This is a genomic window from Streptomyces sp. NPDC008001 (assembly GCF_042958085.1).
Taxonomy (GTDB): domain Bacteria; phylum Actinomycetota; class Actinomycetes; order Streptomycetales; family Streptomycetaceae; genus Streptomyces.
Map to the genome: position 1 here is coordinate 40,407 of NZ_JBIBIZ010000010.1, position 21,081 is coordinate 61,487.

Here is a 21,081-nt window from a genome sequence, read left to right on the forward strand (position 1 = left end):
TCAGGCGGTTACGGCCCTCTCTCCGAGTGTGCGGGACATCACGCGCGAGCCCGGAAGGACGCGCCGCAAGTGCTTCTCACGCCATGTGCGGCGCTCGGGACGTGCGCCGGGTGACGCCTTGTTGACTGAGGCACCCATTTTTGCGGAGGCTTGAGGCACCACTGCGGGGAAGCCAGCGAGTCGCAGGAACCAAGCAGGAAAGAGGCGCACGGATGTCCCTCACCCACGACGAGCCCACCGCCTATCCCTTCAACGACCCCACCGGACTGGATCTGTCCGGGAAGTACGCGGAAGCGCGCAGCGGCGAGGGGCTGCTGCGCGTCCGGATGGAGTACGGCGAGCCCGCCTGGCTCGTCACCCGTTACGCGGACGCCCGGCTGGTCCTCGGCGACCGCAGGTTCAGCCGGGCCGAGAGCGTCCACCACGACGAGCCCCGCCGCGGCGACGGGCCGCGCGACACCGGCCTGCTGAGCATGGACCCGCCCGACCACACCCGGCTGCGCACGCTGGTCACCAAGGCGTTCACCACGCCGCGGGTCGAAAGGCTCCGCCCGGACGTGCGCGCGCTGGCCGAGAGCCTCGTGGACGCGATGGTGGCGGCGGGCCCGCCCGCGGACCTGGTCGAGGACTACGCCCTGCCCATCCCCGTGGCGGTGATCTGCCGGCTGCTCGGGGTGCCGCTGGAGGACCGGCCCCGGTTCCGCAAGTGGAGCGACGCGGCGCTGTCCACCAGTGCGCTGACCGCCGAGGAGAAGACGGTCAACCGGGACGAGCTGCGGGCGTACATGGCCGGGCTCGTCGAGGAGCACCGCGCGCACCCGGCCGACGACCTGATGACGGCGCTCATCGAGGCGCGCGACGTGAACGACCGGCTCTCGGAGCCCGAGCTGATCGACCTGTGCGTGGGCATCCTCGTCGCCGGCCACGAGACCACCGCGACCCAGGTCCCCAACTTCGTGCTCACCCTCTTCGACCACCCCGGGGAGCTGGAGCGGCTGCGGAACGACCCGGGCCTGCTGCCCGCCGCCGTCGAGGAGTTGATGCGCTACGTCCCGCTGGGCGCGGGGGCGTCGTTCGCGCGGTACGCGCTGGAGGACGTCGAGGTGGGCGGGACGCTGGTGCGCAAGGGCGACGCGGTGCTGGTGGCCGTCGGCGCGGCCAACCGGGACGCCGGGCGGTTCGCCGACCCGGAGGCGTTCGACATCGGCCGGGAGGGCAACCAGCACCTCGGCTTCGGCCACGGCGTGCACCACTGCCTCGGCGCTCCCCTGGCCCGGCTGGAGCTGCAGGAGGCGCTGCGGGCCCTGGTCCTGCGGCTGCCGGGGCTCCGGCCGGCCGGTGACATCGAGTGGAAGACGGGCATGCTGGTCCGCGGGCCGCGGTCGATGCCGGTGGAGTGGTGAGCCCGGTGACGGACGCGACGGCAGGAGCAGCGGCGGGCCCGGAGGCGTGGCGGGTGGCGGTGGACCGGAGCGCGTGCATCGGTTCGGGGATCTGCGCGGCCCTGGCCCCGGAGTCGTTCCGGCTGGAGGACGAGCGGTCCCGGCCGCGCAGAGACACGACGGAGCCCGGCGAGGCGGTGCTGGACGCGGCGGACTCGTGCCCCGCGGCCGCCATCACCGTCACCGAGGGAACGGAGGTCATCGGCCCCCGGCCATGACGTGACGCGGGGTAAGGGCGCGGCGCGGCGATACGGGCGAGCCGGGACGGGTACCTAACCCGGTGCCCGGGCCCGACCACGCGCCCGCTCGCCGAAAGGACATACGCATGCAGCATGTCCGGCTCCCGCACCGCAAGGGCGGGGCTCTTCTCGCCCTGCTCCTCGCCCTGTTCTCCGTCACCTCCGTCACCTCCGCCGCCGCGGCGCCACCGGGCCCGCAGCGGACGGGCACACCGGACGGACCGGTCGTGACCACCGATCACGGCCCGGTGCGCGGCAGAGCGCACGGCACGTACGCCACGTACGAGGGCATCCCCTACGCGGCGCCCCCGACCGGGGACCTGCGCTGGCGCCCGCCGCACCCGGCCCGGCCGTGGCAGGGCGTACGGGACGCCGGAGCGCCCGGCCCGCAGTGCCTGCAGCTGCCGATGGCCGGCACCGGCGGCCCCACGGGCTCGGAGGACTGCCTGTACCTCAACGTCACCACGCCGGCGGGCCGCGCCCCCCACCGGGGCCGGCCCGTCATGGTGTGGGTGCACGGCGGCGGGTTCATCGGGGGCGCCGGCAGCGACTACCGCACCGGGCGGCTGGCCGAGCGCGGGGACTCCGTCGTCGTCACGGTCAACTACCGGCTGGGCGCCCTCGGCTTCTTCGGCCACCGGGAGCTCGGTGACGCGCCCGCCTTCGGCCTCGCCGACCAGCAGGCCGCGCTGCGCTGGGTGCAGGCCAACGCCGCCCGCTTCGGCGGCGACCCGCACAACGTGACCCTCTTCGGCGAGTCCGCCGGCGCCATGAGCACCTGCGCCCAGCTCACGTCGCCCACCGCGGCCGGCCTCTTCCACAAGGCCGTTCTGCAGAGCGGCTCGTGCACCACGGCGTTCCCCCGCGGCGCGCTCGTCCCGGGCACGCCGGCCTCCGAGTTCTTCGCGCCCGAGGAGACCGTGCAGAAGGCTGGGGCCGCGGCGGCCGCGAAGCTCGGCTGCCCGGAGGGGTCCGGGGCGCTGGCGTGCCTGCGCGGGCTGAGCGCGGAGAAGCTGGTGACGCCCGAGCTGTCGCAGACGTTCAGCCGGCCGGTCTACGGCAACGCCCTGCTGCCCACGGCGCCCGACCGCGCGCTCGCCACGGGCCGCTTCCACAAGGTGCCGGTCGTCCAGGGCACGACCAGTGACGAGATGCGGCTGTTCACCGGCCTGAACCTGAAGCAGTACCCGCTGCGGAACGCCCAGGACTACCGGGCCCGCCTGGCGGACTCCTTCGGTGCCGCCGCGGCCGCGGTCGAGGCGGAGTACCCCCTGGCCAAGTACCCCTCGCCCGCGCTGGCCTGGTCCGCGCTGCTCACCGACACCACGTTCACGTGCACCTCGCTCCGGGCCGACCGGGCGCTGGCCGGGCACGTGCCCACGTACGCCTACGAGTTCGCCGACCGCGGCGCGCCCGCCGTGATGGGCGTGCCCGAGGTGCCCGGATTCCCCTTCGGGGCCGCGCACGCCTTCGAACTGCCGTACCTGTTCAGCCCCTTCCCCGTCCAGCGGCCGCTGGACGAAGCACAGGTCGCGCTCTCCGACCGGATGATCGACTACTGGACCCGCTTCGCGCACGCGGGCGACCCGAACGGCCCCGGTGCCCCGCACTGGGCCGCCTTCCGGGACCGGGCCCCGCTCGCGCTGTCCCTCGCGCCGGGCGCGCACGGCATCCGGCCGGTGGACATCGGCGCCGAGCACCACTGCGCGTTCTGGGACCGGCAGCAGGGCTGACCGGAGAGGACCCGGCGGACCGCGCGGCGGCGGCTCCGGCGCGCACGCCGCGCCCCGCCGGCGAGGCGCTGGCACGATGAAGACATGCTCCTGGCCGATGTCGCCCGCGTGTCCGCCGAGGTCGCCGCGACGTCCGCACGGTCGGAGAAGACCGCCCTGCTGGCCGGTCTCTTCCGCGGCGCGGACCCGCAGGAGGCGCCGATCGCCCTGACGTACCTGTCGGGACGGCTGCCGCAGGGCAAGGTCGGCATCGGCTGGAGCACGCTGCGCTCCTCCCCGGCCCCCGCGGCCGCGCCCACACTGACCGTCGCCGACGTGGACCGGGCGGTCGAAGGGATCGCCGCAGTGGCGGGCAAGGGCGCGCAGGCCGAGCGGCGCCGCCGGGTGGACGAGCTGATGGCCGCGGCCACGGCGGAGGAGCAGCGCTTCCTGCGGGGCCTGCTCGGCGGGGAGCTGCGCCAGGGCGCCCTGGACGCGGCCGCGGCCGAGGGGCTCGCTGCCGCCACCGGCGCGGACCCCGCCGAGGTGCGGCGGGCCGTGATGCTGAGCGGCTCGACGGCTGCGGTGGCCCGGGAGCTGCTGGCGCGGGGCCCGGAGGCGCTGGCCGGCTTCCGGCTGGAGGTCGGGCGCCCGGTGCTGCCGATGCTGGCGCACACGGCCAAGGACGTCGACGAGGCGCTGGACCGGCTGGGGCCGTGCGCCGTCGAGGAGAAGCTCGACGGCATCCGCGTACAGGTGCACCGGGACGGCGGCTCGGTGCGGATCTGGACGCGCAGGCTGGAGGAGATCACCGGGCGGCTGCCCGAGCTGTGCCGTACGGCGCAGGAGCTGCCGGTGTCGTCCGCCGTGCTCGACGGCGAGGTGATCGCGCTGGACGCGGAGGGGCGGCCGCGGCCGTTCCAGGAGACCGCGGGCCGGGTCGGCTCGCGGCTGGACGTGGCCGGGGCGGCCGTGACGGTGCCGCTGTCGGCGGTCTTCTTCGACGTGCTGGCCCTGGACGGCCGCGACCTGCTGGCGCTGCCGGCGTCGGCGCGCCACGCGGAGCTGGCGCGGGTGGTGCCGGAGCCGCTGCGCGTACGGCGCCTGGTGGTCTCGGATCCCGCGGGGGCGGAAGCCCGCTCCGCGGCGCGGGACTTCACGGAGGCGGTGCTGCGGCGCGGCCACGAGGGCGTGGTGGTCAAGGCGCTGGACACGCCCTACACGGCGGGCCGGCGGGGCTCCGCGTGGCTGAAGGTGAAGCCGGTGCACACGCTGGACCTGGTGGTGCTGGCGGCGGAGTGGGGGCACGGGCGGCGTACGGGAAAGCTGTCCAACCTGCATCTGGGAGCGCGGCTGCCGGACGGCTCGTTCGCGATGCTCGGGAAGACCTTCAAGGGCATGACGGACGCGATGCTGGCGTGGCAGACGGAGCGGCTGCGGTCGCTGGCGGTGAGCGACGACGGCTTCGTGGTGCGGGTGCGGCCGGAGCTGGTGGTGGAGGTCGCCTTCGACGGCCTCCAGCGGTCCTCCCGGTACCCGGCGGGGGTGACGCTGCGGTTCGCGCGCGTGGTGCGGTACCGGGAGGACAAGCAGGCCGGGGAGGCCGACACGGTCGACGCCGTGCTGGCGCTGGGCGCTACGGGATAGGCCCTCGCCTCGCCCCCCGCGGAGGGGGCAATGGGCTGTCGAGCAGCGGCCGTTGACCTGCCGGAAAGCGCATCGCACTGCCGGGAGGCGGCCGTTGCGGCCGGGCCGGCGGTGCCGGTCCGGCCGCCCGGGTCTCACTCGCCGCGGAAGAGCTCCAGCAGGTCCTGCCGGCCGAACACGCCTGCCGCCTCCACGGCGGAAGGCGCCCCCGCCGCGGGGTCCGCCCCGTGCGCGAGCAGGGTGCGGATGATCTCGTCCTCGCCCTTGAAGACGGCGCCCGCGAGGGGCGTCTGGCCGCGGTCGTTGGCCCGGTTGGGGTCGGCCCCGCGGTCCAGGAGGGCCAGGACGGCGTCGAGGTGGCCGTGGTAGGCGGCCAGCATGACCAGGGAGTCGCCGCGGTCGTTGGTGAGGTTGGCCGGCACCCCCGCGTCGACGTAGGCGGCGAGCGTGTCGGTGTCGCCGTGGCGCGCCAGGTCGAAGACCTTGGCCGCGAGCTGGAGCACCTCGGGGTCGTGGGCGGGCTCGGTCTCGGGGGTCTGCTCGGTCATGGGTCTGCGGTCCTCCGGTCAGGGCGCCTGCGGTGCACGCGATATCGGTGTGCCCCCCACCCTATGTACGGCCGCCGCACGGTGTCCGGCAGGCACGGACGCGCCCGTCCGGGTGAATTACCGGACACCTGCACGGGAAGCTCCGCGACCGGCCGGTGCCGGTGTATGAGGCGCGGGCCGGGCCCCGGTCTGGGGGTTTGCGCATTTGCGGCCCCTTACCACCCCTCCGTGGGCCGCGGCAGGACCTGCCCGCTCGAACTGCGAGGTCTTTTCGTCGCATTAATACTTTTCGTGAGTCCTGAGGAGCTCATGGTGAACCCCTCGACCCACTCAGGAGAAACATCATGATTCTGTCCATCTCCGGCGTCGTGCTGTTCGGTGTCATCGTCTTCCTGTTCTTCCGCAAGGACAGCCTGAAGGCCAGCCACGCCATCGTCTGCGCCCTCTTCGGCTTCTACCTCTCCAGCACGGCCATCGCCCCCAGCATCAGGGCCGGCAGTGCCAGCCTCGCGGGCCTCCTGGGGGGTCTCAAGTTCTGACCCCCGCGCCGGCGGCGCTCCCGCCCGCACCCACCCGCAGGAGGAGACCGACGTGGACCCACGACAGCTCCCCCGCACCCTGGCCGGCGGCCGGCCGGTCGCCCGCGGGCAGGAGCTCGCGCGCACGGCGGCCGACAGCGCGGCCGACATATTCCACCCGCTGCTCGTCATCGCGCGCGGCCTGCGCGTCCTGGCCGCCGCGGCCTGGGGCAAGTGGCTGGAGACGCCGGGCGACCGGCGCGGCCCCACGCTGCTGCTGGCGGCCTCGTGCGCGGTGATCGTGGCGCTCGTGCCGTACGGGCCGGTGCTCTCCGGCGTCGTCCTGATGACCGTGGCGGCCTGGGCCGGCCGTGACCGCGGAAGGGCGGACGAGGCGGCCCGGGAGGGCAAGGGCGAGCGGCTCCAGGCGCTGTACGAGGCCCTCGTGCCCTACTTCTCCGTCCCGGAGGACCCGGCGCCGCTCTACGCCCACGACGGCGACTGGGAGCAGGCGTTCACGGACCACGCCTTCGACCACCGGGGCCGGCTGGCCTCCCTGGAGCTGCGCTACCCGCCCTACTTCACCGACGGCGAACCGGAAGCGCGCGCCAGGATCGAGCAGTTGCTGCGGATGAAGGCCGGGCGGGGGCGCGAGTACCGGTTCGACTGGGACGCGGAGGCCAACCGCCTCCACGTGCACGTCCTGCCCCCGCTGCCGTCGGACATCTTCGCCCAGCGGTTCGTGACCGCGCCCGGCGAGACCGTTCTCGGCTTCACCGACCCGGGCGCCGTGCCCCGCACCCTGCCCGTCTTCGACGGCACGGGCCGCCGCGACGAGCCGCCGGTGCTGTGGCGCACGGGGCCGCGCTCCACCGAGCCGCACCTGCTGGTCCTCGGCCGGCCCGCCGCCGGGACCGGCACGCTGCTGCGCTCGCTCGTGCTGCAGGCCCTCCACCAGGGCGACGTGGTGGCCGTGGACGGCAGCGGGTCCGGCGAGTTCTCCTTCCTCCGCGGCCGGGACGGCGTCCTGGCCGTCGAGTCCTCGCCCTCCGGCGCGCTCGCCGTCCTGGAGTGGGCCGTGCGCGAGACCGAGCGGCGGCTCATCACGGCCGACCGCGCGCGCCGGCAGGGCCACCGGCTGCCCGCGGACGTCCGCCGCCCGCTGTGGATCGTCGTCGACCGGCCGACCGCGCTCAGCCACCTGGCGGCGAGCGAGGGCCGGGCCGATCCCCAGGGGCTGCTGCAGGTGCCGCTGCGGCACGGGCGGATCGCGAGCGTCACGGTCGTCGTCGGCGAGCACCTCGACAGCATGGAGCTGCTGGCCGAGCCGGTGCTCACGTACGCGCGCGCACGCGTGCTGCTGGGCGCCGTCACCGACGAGCAGGTGCGGACCGTGCTCGGCGCCCCGCCGCGGACCACCCCGCCGCCGGAGGCTCCGCCGGGGCGCGGCTACGCGCGGCTGGGCTCGGGCCCGGTGCACCGGATACAGGTGCCGGCGACGCCCGACCCGTACGACGAGGACACGTCCGACGACGAACGGGCGGCCGTTCTGGCCCTCCTCCCGGGCACGGGCCACGAACACCTGCCCCCCGGCGAGGCCGCCGTCCCGGCCCGAACGAGCTGACCGACCGATCCGGGGCCCGGGGCCGCCCCCGCCCGGTCCGCCGGACAGGTGGCCGCCGGCGGTCCGCCCGGCCCCTCAGGCCACGAACGTGCGCGGTGCCTCCACCGCTGCCGTCGCGCCGCTCGCCACCAGGCGGGCGGCCTCGGCCAGGCGGGACGCGGCCTCCTCCGCGACCGCGCCGGTGACGGTGAACGGCAGCCGGACGTAGCCCTCGAAGGCCCCGTCGACCCCGAAGCGCGGCCCCGACGGCACCCGCACGCCGAGCCGCTCCCCCGCCTCGGCGATCCGGGAGCCGGACAGGCCGCCGGTGCGCACCCACAGGGTGAGCCCGCCGCGCGGCACGGTGAACTCCCAGTCGGGCAGGTGGCGCCGGACCGCCGCGACGAGCGAGTCGCGGCTCTCGCGCGTGGTCGTCCGCCGGATCTCGGCGGCGGCGTCCCAGCCCTCGGTGGTCAGCAGCCAGGTGACGGCGAGCTGTTCGAGGACGGGCGTGCCGAGGTCGGCGTACATGCGGGCGGCGACCAGGCTGCGGATGACCTCCGGCGCGGCCCGCACCCAGCCGATCCGCAGCCCGGCCCAGAAGGTCTTGCTCGCGGAGCCGACGGTGATGACGGCGTTGCCGGCGGGATCGAAGGCGCAGACGGGCCGCGGCAGTTCCATGCCGGGCTCCAGGCAGAGGTCGGCCATGGTCTCGTCGGCGACGAGCAGGGTGCCCGCGGCGCGCGCCGCCTCGACGAGCTGGCGGCGCTGCTCCTCGGTGGCGAGGGCGCCGGTGGGGTTGTGGAAGTCGCCGATGACGTAGGCCATGCGGGGGGCGGCGTCGCGCAGCACCTGGCGCCAGGCCGGCAGGTCCCAGCCGGCGAGGCCGTCGCCCATGGCGACGGGGACGAGCCGGGCTCCGGCCTCCCGCATGAGCTGGAGGACGTTGGCGTACGAGGGCGAGTCGACGGCGACGCGCTCGCCGCGCCCGGCGAAGAGCCGGCAGATGGCGGCGACGGCCCCCATGGCCCCCGTGGTGATCATGATCTGTTCGGGCATGGTGGGCACGCCGCGGGCGGTGTAGCGGTCGGCGACGGCCTGCCGCAGGGCGGGCAGTCCGGCGGGGTAGTCGCCGTGGGTGGCGGCGTAGGGCGGCAGCTCCTCCAGCGCGCCCTGGACGGCGCGGCCGAGCCAGGGCTCGGGGGCGGGCAGGGCGGCGCAGCCCAGATCGATGATCGAGGCGGCGGCCTCCGGGGGCAGCGGGTCCAGGGCGCGGGTGGGCAGCGGATTGCCGGCCGGGACCGCGGTCCAGCTGCCGGCGCCGCGCCGGGACTCCAGGAAGCCCTCGCCGCGCAGCGCCTCGTAGGCGGCGGCGACGGTGGTGCGGCTGACGGAGAGCGCGGCGGCGAGCTCCCGCTCGGCGGGCAGCCGGGCGGCGACGGGGACGCGGCCTTCGAGGACGAGCAGGCGGATGCCGTCGGCCAGCGAGCGGTAGGCGGGGGCGCGGCGGCCGCCGAGCGGCGTGACCGTGCCGCGGACGCCCTGCACCTCGCGGTCCCGCTGCGAGCCGAGGAGGTGCGCGAGCTTCTGCGCGCCCACCGAGGAGGTCCAATGACTCATCTGAATCGGTCCACCTTTCGGGGATTGGCCATGGATCATGCGTCCACCTGTCCCCCAGACTGACATGCGGCAGGCCACTTGCACCACTGCGGGTGGCCGCTCAGCTTGCCTGCACGCGCCTTCGGGGCCGTGCCGGCCGCCAGTCCGATCGCCAGGAGGAACCGTTGTCCGCATCAGGGGGACCGTCGGGAGGGGCGTCTCTCGCCCGCCGGCTGCTGCAGCTCTACACGGGGCTCGCGCTGTACGGGGCGAGCGGCGCGCTGCAGCTGCGGGCGGGGCTGGGGCTCGCGCCGTGGGACGTGCTGAACCAGGGCGTCGCGCGCCACACGGGGATTTCGATCGGCGCGGCGTCGATCGCCATCGGTGCGCTCGTCCTGCTGCTCTGGATCCCGCTGCGGCAGCGCCCCGGCCTGGGGACGGTCTCCAACGTGCTGGTCATCGGGCTGGCGATGGACGCGACGCTGAGCGTGGCGCCCGACCCGCGGTCCCTGTGGATCCGGATCCCGCTGCTGGGCTTCTCGGTCGTGCTGTGCGCGGTGGCGACCGGGCTGTACATCTCGGCGCGGTTCGGGCCGGGCCCGCGCGACGGGCTGATGACGGGGCTGCACCGGCGCACGGGGCGCTCGGTGCGGCTGGTGCGGACGTGCATCGAGGTCGCCGTGCTGGTGACGGGGTTCGTGCTGGGCGGCTCGGTGGGTGCGGGCACCGTCTTCTACGCCCTGGCGATCGGCCCGCTGTCACAGTTCTTCCTGCGGCTGTTCGCACTTCCGGAGCAAGCCGTTCCGGCTGCTGCCGCGGCCCCCGTCGCCCCGGCCGGGGAGAAAGTTCCGGACCTGGTTTAGGCCTGGACGAAGCGGGCCGGTAGTGTACGCCTTCGACCCACCGAACGAACCGTTACTGCACGCTAAAGCGACAGAAACGCAGGGTGACATCCGTTGCCAGATGTGACAAAACGGGCGTTGGTGGGTACAACAAGGGGCGGCACGACGGGCGACGCATGTCCCTCAACGGGAATCTTCACCGCCGACCGGACGTTGACCGGATGACGACGACAGCGACACCTGTCCTGTGGGCGACTAAGCCCGGGAGGCACGATTCATGAGTGAGCGAGCTCTCCGCGGCACGCGACTTGTGGTTACCAGCTACGAGACCGACCGCGGCATCGATCTGGCCCCGCGCCAGGCGGTGGAGTACGCATGCCCGAACGGCCATCGATTCGAGATGCCGTTCTCGGTAGAGGCGGAGATTCCGCCGGAGTGGGAGTGCAAGGCGTGCGGCGCCGTGGCACTCCTGGTGGACGGCGATGGTCCCGAGGAGAAGAAGGGCAAGCCTGCGCGTACGCACTGGGACATGCTCATGGAGCGGCGTACCCGTGAGGAGCTGGAGGAGGTGCTGGCCGAGCGGCTGGCGGTCCTTCGTTCCGGCGCCATGAACATCGCCGTTCATCCGCGGGACACCCGCAAGTCCGCCTGAGCGGGCGAACGAGCAGCAACAGCAGTACAAAAGGGCCCGGGCCACTGCCGAAGCAGTGGCCCGGGCCCTTTTGCGCGTCCCTCCGGGCCCGTGCCCACGTCCCTCAGCGGGGCAGCTGGGGGCCGCCCGGCCGCGGCGCGGGCGGCTCGTCGTCGCGGATGACCTCGCCCTGGACGACCTTGCCGCCGGGCTGCTGCATCTTCGCCTGCTGGAAGGCGTCACCGAGGGTGCCGGGGGCCGCCGGACGGGTCAGCCACCGCTCCCCCGACCTGCGCAGCAGGGCGCGGGTGGGCGGGAAGAGGCAGAGCAGGCCGGCCAGGTCGGAGAGCAGGCCCGGCAGGATGATCAGCAGCCCGCCGAGCATGGTGAGGGCGTTCCCCCCGGCCTCCTGCCCGCCCGGCTCGGCGGTCGCGCCGCCGGGCTGCAGGGAGACCGTGAGCCGCTTCCAGGCCCGCCGCCCCGCCCGCTTGATCACGTACGAGCCGAGCACGACGCCGCCGGCCAGCAGGGCGAAGACGGTGAGCCCGCCGGCGGCACCGGCCACCAGCGTCAGCAGCCAGATCTCCAGGACGGCCCAGAGGGCGATTCCCAGGGGGATGAGCCTGCGGGCGCGCCGCCGCTGCGGCGGACGGCCGTTCATCGTCTGCTGTGCTCCGAACGTCATGCCTCAAGTGTGCCTGGCCTGCGACGGAACCCGGGGCCGGCGCTTATGGGCCGCTTACGGGAGGAGCCGCCCGCCGGGCTACTTGCGGCCGAGCGCCTTGCCGACCCGGGAGCCGACGCCCCAGGAGGTGACCCGCCACAGGGCCTCGGCGACGATGTCGCGGCTCATCTTGCTGTCGCCGAGCTCGCGCTCGACGAAGGTGATGGGCACCTCCACGACGTGGAAGCCGGCCTTGACGGCGCGCCAGGCCAGGTCGACCTGGAAGCAGTAGCCCTGGGAGGCCACGTCCTCCATGCCGAGGCCCTCCAGCGTCTCCCGGCGGAAGGCCCGGAAGCCGCCCGTGACGTCGCGGATCGGCACGTCGAGGAGCAGCCGGGAGTACGTGGAGCCGCCGCGGGAGAGGAACTCGCGCGACTTCGGCCAGTTCACGACCCGCCCGCCGGGCACCCAGCGCGAGCCGAGCACCAGGTCGGCGCCCTTGAGGGCGGTGAGCAGGCGGGGCAGCTCCTCCGGCTGGTGGGAGCCGTCGGCGTCCATCTCGACCAGGACGCCGTAGCCGTGGTCCAGGCCCCAGCGGAAGCCCGCGAGGTAGGCGGCGCCGAGGCCCTCCTTGCCCTTGCGGTGCAGGACCTTGACGTGGTCGTCGTCGCCCGCCAGCTCGTCGGCCAGCTTGCCGGTGCCGTCGGGGCTGTTGTCGTCGGCGACGAGGACGTGCGCCTCCGGCACGGCCGATCGCACCCGGCCGACGATGCTCTTGATGTTCTCCGCCTCGTTGTAGGTCGGGATGATCACCAAGGTCGTGCCGAGCGGACCGAATTTCCGCTGCCCACCGTCGTTCACTACTGGCCTCTCTTTTCCGGCTTGTCCGGCGTTTCCCGCTCGTCGGGCGTTTCCCGCTCGTCCGTCCGTACCCGACGACCGATCAGGAGTGCGGCCGCGCAGGACAGAAGGCCCACCATAGCGAGCGTCCATTCGGGCGCCGCACCCGCGCGGTCGGCCACGGTCGTGCCGTCCCGCAGGGGAAGGGTCGCGCTGATCACGTCGCGGGTGAATTCCTCGCTCCGCTGCTGCACCGTGCCGTCCGGGGCCACCACGGCGCTGATGCCGCTGGTGGCGACGGTGACGACGGCGCGGCCGTGCTCGACGGCCCGCAGCCGGGACATGGCCAGCTGCTGCTCGGGCTGGCCGGTGCGGCCGTAGGTGGCGTTGTTGGTCTGCACGACGAGGGCGCGGGCGCCGTCCTTGACGGTGTCGCGGACGATCTCGTCGTAGGCGACCTCGAAGCAGATGACGTCGCCGAGCCGGGCCGGGCCGACCTGCATCACTCCGGTGTGGTCCCCGGGGTAGAAGTCGCGCTGGACGCGCTGGAGGCGCGTGATGACCTTGCTCAGCGCGCTGCGGAAGGGCACGTACTCGCCGAACGGCACGGGGTGCTGCTTGGCGTAGGAGGCGCCGGGGCCGGTCCGCGGGTCCCAGACGATGCCCTTGTTGTCGATGTAGCCGCTCTGCCCGGGGTGGTCCACCAGGGCGCCGACGAGGACGGGCACGCCGATCGCCTTGACCGCCTGCTCGATGCGGTCGTAAGCCTGCGGGTACTGGAAGGGGTCGAGGTCGGAGGAGTTCTCCGGCCAGATGACCAGGTCGGGCTTGGGGACGCGGCCGGCCTTGACGTCGCGGGCCAGCTGGAGCGTGGCCTCGGCGTGGTTGTCGAGGATCATCATCGGGCGGCCGAGGAAGTCCATGCCGGCGTGCTGGACGTTGCCCTGGACGAGCGCCACCTTGACCTCGTCGGCGGCCTTCGTGGGCACGGGCACCGCGTAGCCGGCGAGCAGGACCGCCGCGGCCAGCGCCAGCGCCTCGACGCCGGGCAGGACGGCCCGGAACGTACCGGCCGTACGGGGTTCCGTGCGCAGCTTCACGACGGTGGTGACCGCGTACGCGAGGAGGCCGCCGGTCAGGGCGACGGCGAAGGTCACCAGCGGGGCGCCGCCGAGGGCGGCGAGCGGGGTGAACGGCGAGCCGGTGTTGGCGAAGGCGAGCCGGCCCCAGGGGAAGCCGCCGAGGGGCAGCCGGTCGCGGGCCAGCTCCTGGGCGACCCACAGGCAGGCGCCCCACAGCGGCCACGCGGGCAGCCGGGAGACGAGGGCGAGCGCCGCGGCGAGGACCGCGACGAACAGGGCCTCGGCGAGCGACAGGCCGGTCACGGCGTCGTAGCCGACGACGCGCAGCCAGCGCAGCAGCACGAAGAAGAAGGGCAGCGCGAAGGCGAAGCCGGTCCAGGCGGCCTGCCGGGCGGTGCGGCCGCGGGTCAGCAGGGCCAGTGCGGCGACGGCCACGACCGACAGCGGCCACGCGTCGTACGGCGGGAAGGCCAGGGCGAACGCCACGCCGGCGAGGGCCGCGATCCCGGTGCGGGCCGCCTCCCGGCGCGCGAGCCGGCCGAGGCGCACGGCCCGGCCGGGGCGCGGCTGCGGGGCGGGTGCGGACTCCTCGGGGGCGTCCGGGGAGTGCTCGTCGCCGGGGGCGGGTGCCGGGGCGGCACCGGCGGTGGTTTCGGGACCCGGGGGCACGGGCGAGCCTTCCTGCTGTCTTGCGGTGGTGAGCCCGACGGTACATCGCTCGGGGCACCGTGCCCGCCCTGGGTGCGCGCACAAGACCGGGGCAAGCCGGGAGGAAGGCCGGGACGGGGGCGGGGACGGAGGGGTGGGACGAATGGGGGCCCGGCGTCCTTCGGGCCGGCCCGGGACCCGCTGGCTGCGGGTCGACCTAGAGCCGTTGTCTACTGAACATCCGGGCCCCACCCGGGTCGCACCTGCCGGCCCGGCGGCACCTCCCTGCCCCCGTGCGCTGGAACCTGGCTGCCAGTGGCGGTGGCCGCTCCCCGGCGCACCGCCCCATGGCCCAGCTGCGTTCGACGACTGTGTGGAAGTGCACCGGCCGGACGTCCTGTGGTGGACTCCGCAGAACCTACCGGCCGCCGCCCGCACCCTGTCAACACCTCTGTGACCTGGCTCTATGTCCTAAATCAGCAGGTCAGTACGGCGAATGATCACGGGCGGCGACAGGCCGGTCTCTCATCGTTCGGCGGTACGGACCGGGCCCGGAGTCACTCGTTCGGACGCTCGTAGACGGTGTGCCCGCCGACGACGGTGCGCAGGCAGACCGGGAGCTCGGCGCCCGGCGACAGGTCGGGCAGGCCCGGAGTGCCCGAGCGGGGGTCCGTGGACCAGCTCGCCACGCGCTCGTCCGGCACCTGCACGACGAGGTCGCCGGACCGCCAGACCGCGTAGTCGGCGGGTGCGCCCGGCACCAGGACGCCCGCGTCGTCCCGGCCGACGGCCCGCCAGCCCCCGCGCGTGTGCGCGGTGAACGCGGCCCGGACCGAGATGCGGTGGGCGGGAGTGCGGTGGAAGGCGGCGGCGCGCACGGTGCCCCACGGGTCGAGCGGGGTGACCGGGCTGTCGGAGCCGAGGGCGAGCGGCACGCCGGCGCGCAGCAGGGCCGCGTACGGGTTGAGGGTGCGGGCCCGCTCGATGCCCAGGCGCTGGGCGTACATGCCCGTGTCGCCGCCCCACGTGGCGTCGAAGGCGGGCTGGACGGAGGCGGTCAGGGCGAATTCGGCGAAGGCCGCGATGTGCTCGGGGGTGAGCATCTCGGCGTGCTCGACGCGGTGCCGGGCCGCGCGGACGCGGGCCAGGCCCAGCTTGTCCGCGGCGGCGCGGACGCCCTCCACGACGGCGGTCAGCGCGGCGTCGCCGATGGCGTGGAAACCGGCCTGGATGCCGGCCTCGGTGCACGCGGCGACGTGGGCGGCGACGGCGGCGGCGTCGAGGTGGGCGGTGCCGCTGCTGCCGGGCAGGTCGGCGTACGGCTCGTGGAGGCACGCGGTGTGCGAGCCGAGGGAGCCGTCCACGAAGAGGTCGCCGGCGGCGCCCGCCGCGCCGAGCTCACGGATGCGGCCGGCTTCGTTCGCGGATGTGATGGCTTCCGCCCAGTAGCCGACGACGCGCGGGCCGGGGCGGCCGGCGGCGAGGCGCAGCAGCCCGGTGAGGTCGCCGGCGCCGGAGATCTGCGGTCCGGCGCACTCGTGCAGCGAGCCGATGCCGAGCGAGACGGCGCGGTCGAGCGCGGCGGCCTGGGCCGCGGTGCGCTGGGCGGCGGTGACGCCGGCGTGCGCGGCGGTCCGCACGGCGTGGTGGGCGTCGCCCGTCAGCGGTGCGCCGGGGGCGTACCCGTCCAGCTCGGCGAGGCCCGGTACGAGGTCGAGGAGGGCCGTGCTGACGACGGCGGAGTGGACGTCGGCCCGGGTGAGGTACAGCGGACGGCCGCCGGTGGCCTCGTCCAGCTCGCGGCGGGACGGGGGGCGCTGCTCGGGCCACGCGCTGGCGTCCCAGCCGTGGCCGAGGAGGACGCCTTCGGCGGGGCGGGCGGCGGCGTGCGCCCGGATCCGGTCGAGGGCCTCGGCCAGGGAGCGGGTGCCGGTGAGGTCGAGACCGGTGAGGGCGAGGCCGGTGGCGGTGGTGTGCACGTGTGCGTCCGTGAACGCGGGGGTGACGAGCGCGCCGTCGAGGTCCAGGACCTCGTCCACTCCTTCCGCGAAGGAGTCCGCGGCCCCTTCGGAGCCGACCCAGGCGACGCTGTCGCCTTGCACGATCATGGCGGTGGCGAAGGGGTCGGCGGGGCTGTGGATGGTGCCGTTGCGCAGCAGCACGGTCTTGTCCGGTCGCTCGGTCATGGGGATCAGTCTCTCCCCTCACCCGCCCCTTCCCGTAACCGGGGCTCCGCCCCGGACCCGGTGTCCTCAATCGCCGGACGGGCTCAAGATGATGTGAGCCCGTCCGGCGATTGAGGACAAAAAGGGAAGACGTCAGCCCACCCGTGGCGGCCTGGCCTCGTACGGGGTCGACAGCACGATCGTCGTGCGTGTCGAGACGCCCGCCAGGGAGCGGATCCGCGCCAGCAGGTGCTCCAGCTCCAGCGGCGTGGCGACCCGCACCTTGAGGATGTAGTTCTCGTCGCCGGCCACGCTGTGGCACGCCTCGATCTCGGGGATCTCGGCGAGCCGGTCCGCGATGTCGTCGGGGGCGCTGGGATCGAACGGCTTCACCGAGATGAACGCGGTGAGCGGCAGCCCGACCGCCTCCGGGTCGACCACGGCCGCGTAGCCGCGGATGACGCCCCGCTGTTCGAGCCGGCGCACGCGCTGATGCACCGCCGAGGTGGACAGGCCGGTGGCCTTCCCCAGGTCGGTGTAGCTCATCCGCCCGTCCTTGACGAGCAGTTCCACGATTTCTCTGTCCAGCTCCTCCACGCGGATCAACCTACTGGGTCCGGGCGGGAGCGGCACAGCCGACGGCTCCATGGGGGCGCATACCCCCGCACAGAGACATGTGACGAACAACACAGGTATGCACCCGTGTCCTCCGTGATGCGGCGATTACCCGGCTCGCGGCGCGGGAAGTGCTTGCTGTGGCCGAGGCCGAGAGCCTGGCCGGCCAATCCGAGGGGGAGAAAGACTATGCCCAGCCTGGAACGCCTGAACGAAGGCGACGGCAGCCCGTACGAGCCTTATGAGGTCGACACCAGCACGATGTTCCGGGTCACGTGCCCGGACTGCGCGCGCCCGATCGCGCTGCTCCCCGACGAGGACGTGCTCCCCGAGCACGCGCTGTGCCCCTCGCCGTGGAATCCGTTCGGGCTCACGGTGTGCCCCGGCTCGGGCCGCGCCATGGAGGACGCCGCCGCGGCGGACGAGTCGCCGGACGGCCGGGAGTTCGACGCGGCGCTGATGCTCACGCTGCCGGAGAGCCTGGACTGGCGGACGCAGCCGTTCTCCCACATCGGGGGCCCGGGCTCGCAGCCGGTCCGTGTGCCGGAGATGCGCCGGCCCTCCTGACCCGGGCGGCGCGGGTTCCCGCGGGCGGGCCGCGAGGAGCCCGCCCGCCGTACCGGTGCCCGCACCCCCGGCCCCGTGATCAGCGGTTCTCGCGGCTCTCGGGGCCCGCCAGGTGACGGGCGATCACCATGCGCTGGATCTGGTTGGTGCCCTCGACGATCTGCAGCACCTTGGCCTCGCGCATGTAGCGCTCGGCGGGGAAGTCGGCCGTGTAGCCGTAGCCGCCCAGGAGCTGGACGGCGTCGGTCGTCACGCGCATCGCCGCGTCGGTGCAGAAGAGCTTGGCCATCGCCGCCTGCTTGGAGAACGGCAGGCCGGCGTCGCGCAGCCGGGCCGCGGCGAGGTAGAGCCCGCGGCCGGCCTCGATCTGGGTGGCCATGTCGGCGAGCATGAAGCGCAGGCCCTGGAAGTCGGCGATGGGCCGGCCGAACTGCCGCCGTCCGGCGGTGAAGGCGAGCGCCTCGTCCAGCGCGGCCTGGGCGACGCCGATCGCGCAGGCGGCGATGCCGAGGCGCCCGGAGTCCAGCGCGGACAGGGCGATCGCGAAGCCCTGCCCCTCCTCCCCGATGCGGCGGGAATCCGGCACCCGCACGCCGTCGAAGTGGAGTTGGGCCGTCGGCGAGCCCTTCATGCCCATCTTGCGCTCGGGCGCCGCGGCGGACAGGCCGGGCGCGTCACCGGGCACGAGGAAGGCGGTGATGCCGTGCGCGCCCTCGCCTCCCGTACGGGCCATGACCGTGTAGAAGTCCGCGATCCCGCCGTGGGTGATCCAGGCCTTGGTGCCCTCGATCGTCCAGGTGTCGCCGTCGCGGACGGCGCGGGTGCGCAGCGAGGCGGCGTCGGAGCCGGAGGAGGGCTCGGAGAGGCAGTAGGCACCGAGCAGGCCGCCGCCGAGCATCGCGGGCAGGTGCTCGGCCTGCTGCTCCTTGGTGCCGTAGCCGGCGAGGGCGTGGCAGGAGAGGGTGTGCACGCTCACGCCCAGGCCCACGGTGAGGCGGGCGGCCGCGAGCTCCTCCAGGACCTGGAGGTAGACCTCGTAGGGCTGGTCCCCGCCGCCGAACTCCTCGGTGTAGGGCAGGGCGAGCAGACCGGAGGCGGACAGCAGCCGGAAGACCTCGCGGGGGAAGCGCCCGGCTTCCTCCTCCTCGGCCGCGGTGGGTTCGATCTCCCGCTGCACCAGGTCGCGTACGAGCGCGAGCAGGTCGCGGGCCTCCTCGGTGGGCAGCTGTCGCTCCACCGGCTGCGGGCCGTGGTCGGTCATGGCGGCGCTCTCCTCCCTGTTAGGGCGCTGCGGCGACGGGCGCGCAAGGGTGTGGCGCCGTCGCCGGTGTGCCCAGCCGATGATCCCCCGCCGGGTCTCGGCACTGGATGACCTGCGGCTGTGGCGGCTTGGAGTATGCCCGATCGGCGGGCGGACGTCACGGGTTGACAAGTGCCGCACCAGGCACAACGGGCTGGTGACGGAGTCGTGAACGGGGTTGGTCCAAACCATTGACCGGACTGGTCTAGTCCTTCTATGGTCCTGGGCACCGCCCGGCGGGTCCATGCCGAACCGCCGCTCTTCCCCGCCGGGCCGTCAGCGCAGGTCACCCCCCCCCCCCCCCGAAGCAGCTCTCCCCACCCCACCGAGGAGAACCGATGCCCGCACGACCGCGTACCCTCCTGGCCGCCTTCGCCGCCGCCGGGGCCCTGATCACCACCACGCTCTTCACCGGGGCGGCGAACGCGTCGCCCGCAACCGCGACCGTGACCGGTACCGGCAGCACCGCCGACGACACCACCGACGACACCGCCGCCGGCCGCAAGGTGGTCGGCTACTTCACCAACTGGGGCGTCTACGGCCGCAATTACCACGTCAAGAACATCGAGACGTCGGGCTCGGCCGCCAAGCTCACCCACATCAACTACGCCTTCGGCAACGTCACGGGCGGCAAGTGCGCCATCGGCGACGCCTACGCCGACTACGACAAGGCCTACGACGCCGCGGGCAGCGTCGACGGCAAGGCCGACACCTGGGACGACGGCGCCCTGCGCGGCAACTTCAACCAGCTCCGCAAGCTCAAGAAGCTGCACCCGGGGCTCAAAGTGGTCTGGTCCTTCGGCGGTTGGACCTGGTCGGGCGGCTTCGGCGAGGCCGCCCGCAACCCGGCCGCCTTCGCCGAGTCCTGTTACGGCCTCGTCAAGGACCCGCGCTGGGCCGACGTCTTCGACGGCATCGACATCGACTGGGAGTACCCCAACGCCTGCGGCCTCACCTGCGACACCAGCGGCCGCGAGGCGTTCACCAAGCTGATGGCCGCGCTGCGCTCGAAGTTCGGCACGCGCAACCTGGTCACGGCCGCCATCACCGCCGACGGCTCCGACGGCGGCAAGATCGACGCCACCGACTACGCGGGCGCCGCCCGCTACGTCGACTGGTACAACCCCATGACCTACGACTTCTTCGGCGCCTGGGACGCCAAGGGCCCCACGGCCCCGCACTCCCCCCTCACCTCCTACGCCGGCATCCCCAAGCCCGGCTTCACCACCGACGCCGCGATCACCAAGCTCCGGTCCCTCGGTGTCCCCTCCTCCAAACTCCTCCTCGGCATAGGCTTCTACGGCCGCGGCTGGACCGGCGTGAACCAGTCCGCCCCGGGCGGCACCGCCACGGGCCCCGCCAAGGGCACCTACGAGGACGGCATCGACGACTACAAGGTCCTGAAGACCAAGTGCCCGGCGAACGGCACGATCGCGGGCACGGCCTACGCCAAGTGCGGCAGCGACTGGTGGAGCTACGACACCCCGTCGACGATCGCCGGGAAGATGGCGTACAAGAACCGGCAGGGGCTGGGCGGCACGTTCTTCTGGGAGCTGAGCGGCGATACGGCGGACGGCGAACTGATCAAGTCGATCAGCTGACGCCGAGCGGGAGCCCCGCCTCCTCCCCGCCGCCCCGCCGGAGGCGACCGGGCGTCCGGTGGTCGAAGGCGATCAGGGGGTCGCCCGTCAGGGGGTGGTCGACGACCGCCGCCCGGACGCCGAAGACGTCCGCCAGGAGCTCCGGGGTCAGCACCTCCCGCGGCGGGCCCGAGGCCACGAGGGCGCCTTCGTGCAGGACGTGGAGGCGGTCGCACAGGGAGGCCGCCGCGTTCAGGTCGTGCAGCGAGAGCAGCGTCGTGCGGCGCTGCTCCCGCAGCAGGGCCAGCAACTCCACCTGGTGCAGCACGTCCAGGTGGTTCGTCGGCTCGTCCAGGACCAGGACCTCCGGGTCCTGGGCCAGCGCCCGGGCGAGCAGCACCCGCTGGCGCTCGCCGCCCGAGAGCGCCGAGAAGCGCCGCTTCTCCGCCCCGGCGAGCCCCACGCCCGCCAGCGCCGCCGTCACGATCTCCCGGTCGGCGGGGTCCTCGCCCGCGAAGGCCCGTTTGTACGGGGTGCGGCCCATGGCCACCACGGCCCGCACCGAGAGTTCGAAGTCGCTGCCGCGCTCCTGCGGGAGCGCGGCCACGCGCCGGGCCGACTCGGCGGCCGTCAGCGACGTGATGTCCGTACCGCCCACCAGCACCCGGCCGGCGTGCGGCCGCAGGTAACGGTAGACGGTGCGCAGGACCGTCGACTTGCCGCTGCCGTTCGGCCCGACCAGCCCGGCGATCTCCCCGTCCTCCGCGACCAGGTGCACCCCGGAGACGACCGTCCGCCCGGACAGGGACACGTCCAGGTCCTCGATGGCGATCCTCATC

The 21,081-nt window shown here is 74.2% G+C and carries 19 protein-coding genes; 10 read left to right on the top strand and 9 right to left on the bottom strand.

All coding sequences use genetic code 11. From position 1 onward, the window contains the following. Positions 1-212 precede the first annotated feature (212 nt). The 4 genes from ACFZCD_RS26200 to ACFZCD_RS26215 all read left to right on the top strand — a co-directional run bounded on the left by ACFZCD_RS26200 (position 213) and on the right by ACFZCD_RS26215 (position 5,040). Positions 213-1,403, top strand: coding sequence for a cytochrome P450 (locus ACFZCD_RS26200; protein WP_391834937.1), 1,191 nt, complete (start codon positions 213-215; stop codon positions 1,401-1,403). Between the two features lie 5 nt (positions 1,404-1,408). Then, positions 1,409-1,660 carry a ferredoxin gene (locus tag ACFZCD_RS26205; RefSeq protein WP_391834939.1) on the top strand — a complete coding sequence of 84 codons (252 nt, stop codon included), beginning with the start codon at positions 1,409-1,411 and terminating at the stop codon, positions 1,658-1,660. 107 nt (positions 1,661-1,767) lie between these two features. Beyond that, the gene (locus tag ACFZCD_RS26210; protein ID WP_391834941.1) at positions 1,768-3,414 is read left to right on the top strand and encodes a carboxylesterase/lipase family protein; all 1,647 of its coding nucleotides are present in this window, start codon (positions 1,768-1,770) and stop codon (positions 3,412-3,414) included. An 84-nt stretch (positions 3,415-3,498) separates the two neighbouring features. Continuing rightward, positions 3,499-5,040 (top strand): ATP-dependent DNA ligase, encoded by a 1,542-nt coding sequence (locus ACFZCD_RS26215; protein ID WP_391834943.1) that lies wholly within the window; start codon positions 3,499-3,501, stop codon positions 5,038-5,040. A gap of 134 nt (positions 5,041-5,174) precedes the next feature. On the opposite strand, the gene ACFZCD_RS26220 is transcribed toward ACFZCD_RS26215, so the two are convergent. Further along, complete coding sequence (locus tag ACFZCD_RS26220) at positions 5,175-5,588, bottom strand: ankyrin repeat domain-containing protein (RefSeq protein WP_391834945.1); 414 nt, start codon at positions 5,586-5,588, stop codon at positions 5,175-5,177. A 344-nt stretch (positions 5,589-5,932) separates the two neighbouring features. On the opposite strand from ACFZCD_RS26220, the gene ACFZCD_RS26225 reads away from it, so the two are divergent. Next, the gene (locus ACFZCD_RS26225; RefSeq protein WP_030365431.1) at positions 5,933-6,127 is read left to right on the top strand and encodes a hypothetical protein; all 195 of its coding nucleotides are present in this window, start codon (positions 5,933-5,935) and stop codon (positions 6,125-6,127) included. Positions 6,128-6,179: 52 nt separating this feature from the next. Continuing rightward, a complete protein-coding gene (locus ACFZCD_RS26230; RefSeq protein WP_391834947.1) occupies positions 6,180-7,730 on the top strand; it encodes a hypothetical protein in 1,551 nt (516 codons plus the stop codon). Between the two features lie 75 nt (positions 7,731-7,805). Here the strand turns inward: ACFZCD_RS26230 and ACFZCD_RS26235 are convergent, their stop codons facing one another. Further along, positions 7,806-9,329 (bottom strand): PLP-dependent aminotransferase family protein, encoded by a 1,524-nt coding sequence (locus tag ACFZCD_RS26235; RefSeq protein WP_391834949.1) that lies wholly within the window; start codon positions 9,327-9,329, stop codon positions 7,806-7,808. 164 nt (positions 9,330-9,493) lie between these two features. On the opposite strand from ACFZCD_RS26235, the gene ACFZCD_RS26240 reads away from it, so the two are divergent. Continuing rightward, positions 9,494-10,171, top strand: a complete 678-nt coding sequence (locus ACFZCD_RS26240; RefSeq protein ID WP_391834951.1) for a YitT family protein — start codon at positions 9,494-9,496, stop codon at positions 10,169-10,171. Positions 10,172-10,427: 256 nt separating this feature from the next. Beyond that, entirely contained in the window at positions 10,428-10,802 is a 375-nt protein-coding gene (locus tag ACFZCD_RS26245; protein ID WP_004948858.1) for an RNA polymerase-binding protein RbpA, read from the top strand. 103 nt (positions 10,803-10,905) lie between these two features. On the opposite strand, the gene fxsA is transcribed toward ACFZCD_RS26245, so the two are convergent. The 5 genes from fxsA to ACFZCD_RS26270 all read right to left on the bottom strand — a co-directional run bounded on the left by fxsA (position 10,906) and on the right by ACFZCD_RS26270 (position 16,777). Continuing rightward, a complete protein-coding gene (fxsA, locus tag ACFZCD_RS26250) occupies positions 10,906-11,466 on the bottom strand; it encodes an FxsA family membrane protein (protein WP_391834953.1) in 561 nt (186 codons plus the stop codon). A gap of 78 nt (positions 11,467-11,544) precedes the next feature. Continuing rightward, entirely contained in the window at positions 11,545-12,306 is a 762-nt protein-coding gene (locus tag ACFZCD_RS26255) for a polyprenol monophosphomannose synthase (RefSeq protein ID WP_391834955.1), read from the bottom strand. Next, positions 12,306-14,036, bottom strand: a complete 1,731-nt coding sequence (lnt, locus tag ACFZCD_RS26260) for an apolipoprotein N-acyltransferase (RefSeq protein ID WP_391834957.1) — start codon at positions 14,034-14,036, stop codon at positions 12,306-12,308. Before lnt ends, ACFZCD_RS26255 begins: the two co-directional genes overlap by 1 nt. A 536-nt stretch (positions 14,037-14,572) precedes the next feature. Further along, positions 14,573-16,201 carry an amidohydrolase gene (locus ACFZCD_RS26265; protein ID WP_391834959.1) on the bottom strand — a complete coding sequence of 543 codons (1,629 nt, stop codon included), beginning with the start codon at positions 16,199-16,201 and terminating at the stop codon, positions 14,573-14,575. Positions 16,202-16,333: 132 nt separating this feature from the next. Further along, a complete protein-coding gene (locus tag ACFZCD_RS26270; protein ID WP_030365423.1) occupies positions 16,334-16,777 on the bottom strand; it encodes an Lrp/AsnC family transcriptional regulator in 444 nt (147 codons plus the stop codon). 207 nt (positions 16,778-16,984) lie between these two features. On the opposite strand from ACFZCD_RS26270, the gene ACFZCD_RS26275 reads away from it, so the two are divergent. Continuing rightward, positions 16,985-17,362, top strand: a complete 378-nt coding sequence (locus tag ACFZCD_RS26275; RefSeq protein ID WP_391834961.1) for a hypothetical protein — start codon at positions 16,985-16,987, stop codon at positions 17,360-17,362. A gap of 79 nt (positions 17,363-17,441) precedes the next feature. Here ACFZCD_RS26275 and ACFZCD_RS26280 read toward each other — a convergent pair whose 3' ends face one another. Continuing rightward, a complete protein-coding gene (locus ACFZCD_RS26280) occupies positions 17,442-18,623 on the bottom strand; it encodes an acyl-CoA dehydrogenase family protein (protein ID WP_391834963.1) in 1,182 nt (393 codons plus the stop codon). A gap of 377 nt (positions 18,624-19,000) precedes the next feature. Here ACFZCD_RS26280 and ACFZCD_RS26285 point away from each other — a divergent pair, with 377 nt between their 5' ends. Then, complete coding sequence (locus ACFZCD_RS26285; protein WP_391834965.1) at positions 19,001-20,263, top strand: glycoside hydrolase family 18 protein; 1,263 nt, start codon at positions 19,001-19,003, stop codon at positions 20,261-20,263. On the opposite strand, the gene ACFZCD_RS26290 is transcribed toward ACFZCD_RS26285, so the two are convergent. Beyond that, on the bottom strand, positions 20,256-21,080 hold the full coding sequence (locus ACFZCD_RS26290) for an ABC transporter ATP-binding protein (protein WP_391834967.1): 825 nt from the start codon (positions 21,078-21,080) through the stop codon (positions 20,256-20,258). The two genes, ACFZCD_RS26285 and ACFZCD_RS26290, sit on opposite strands and share 8 nt — an antisense overlap. Position 21,081 lies beyond the last annotated feature (1 nt).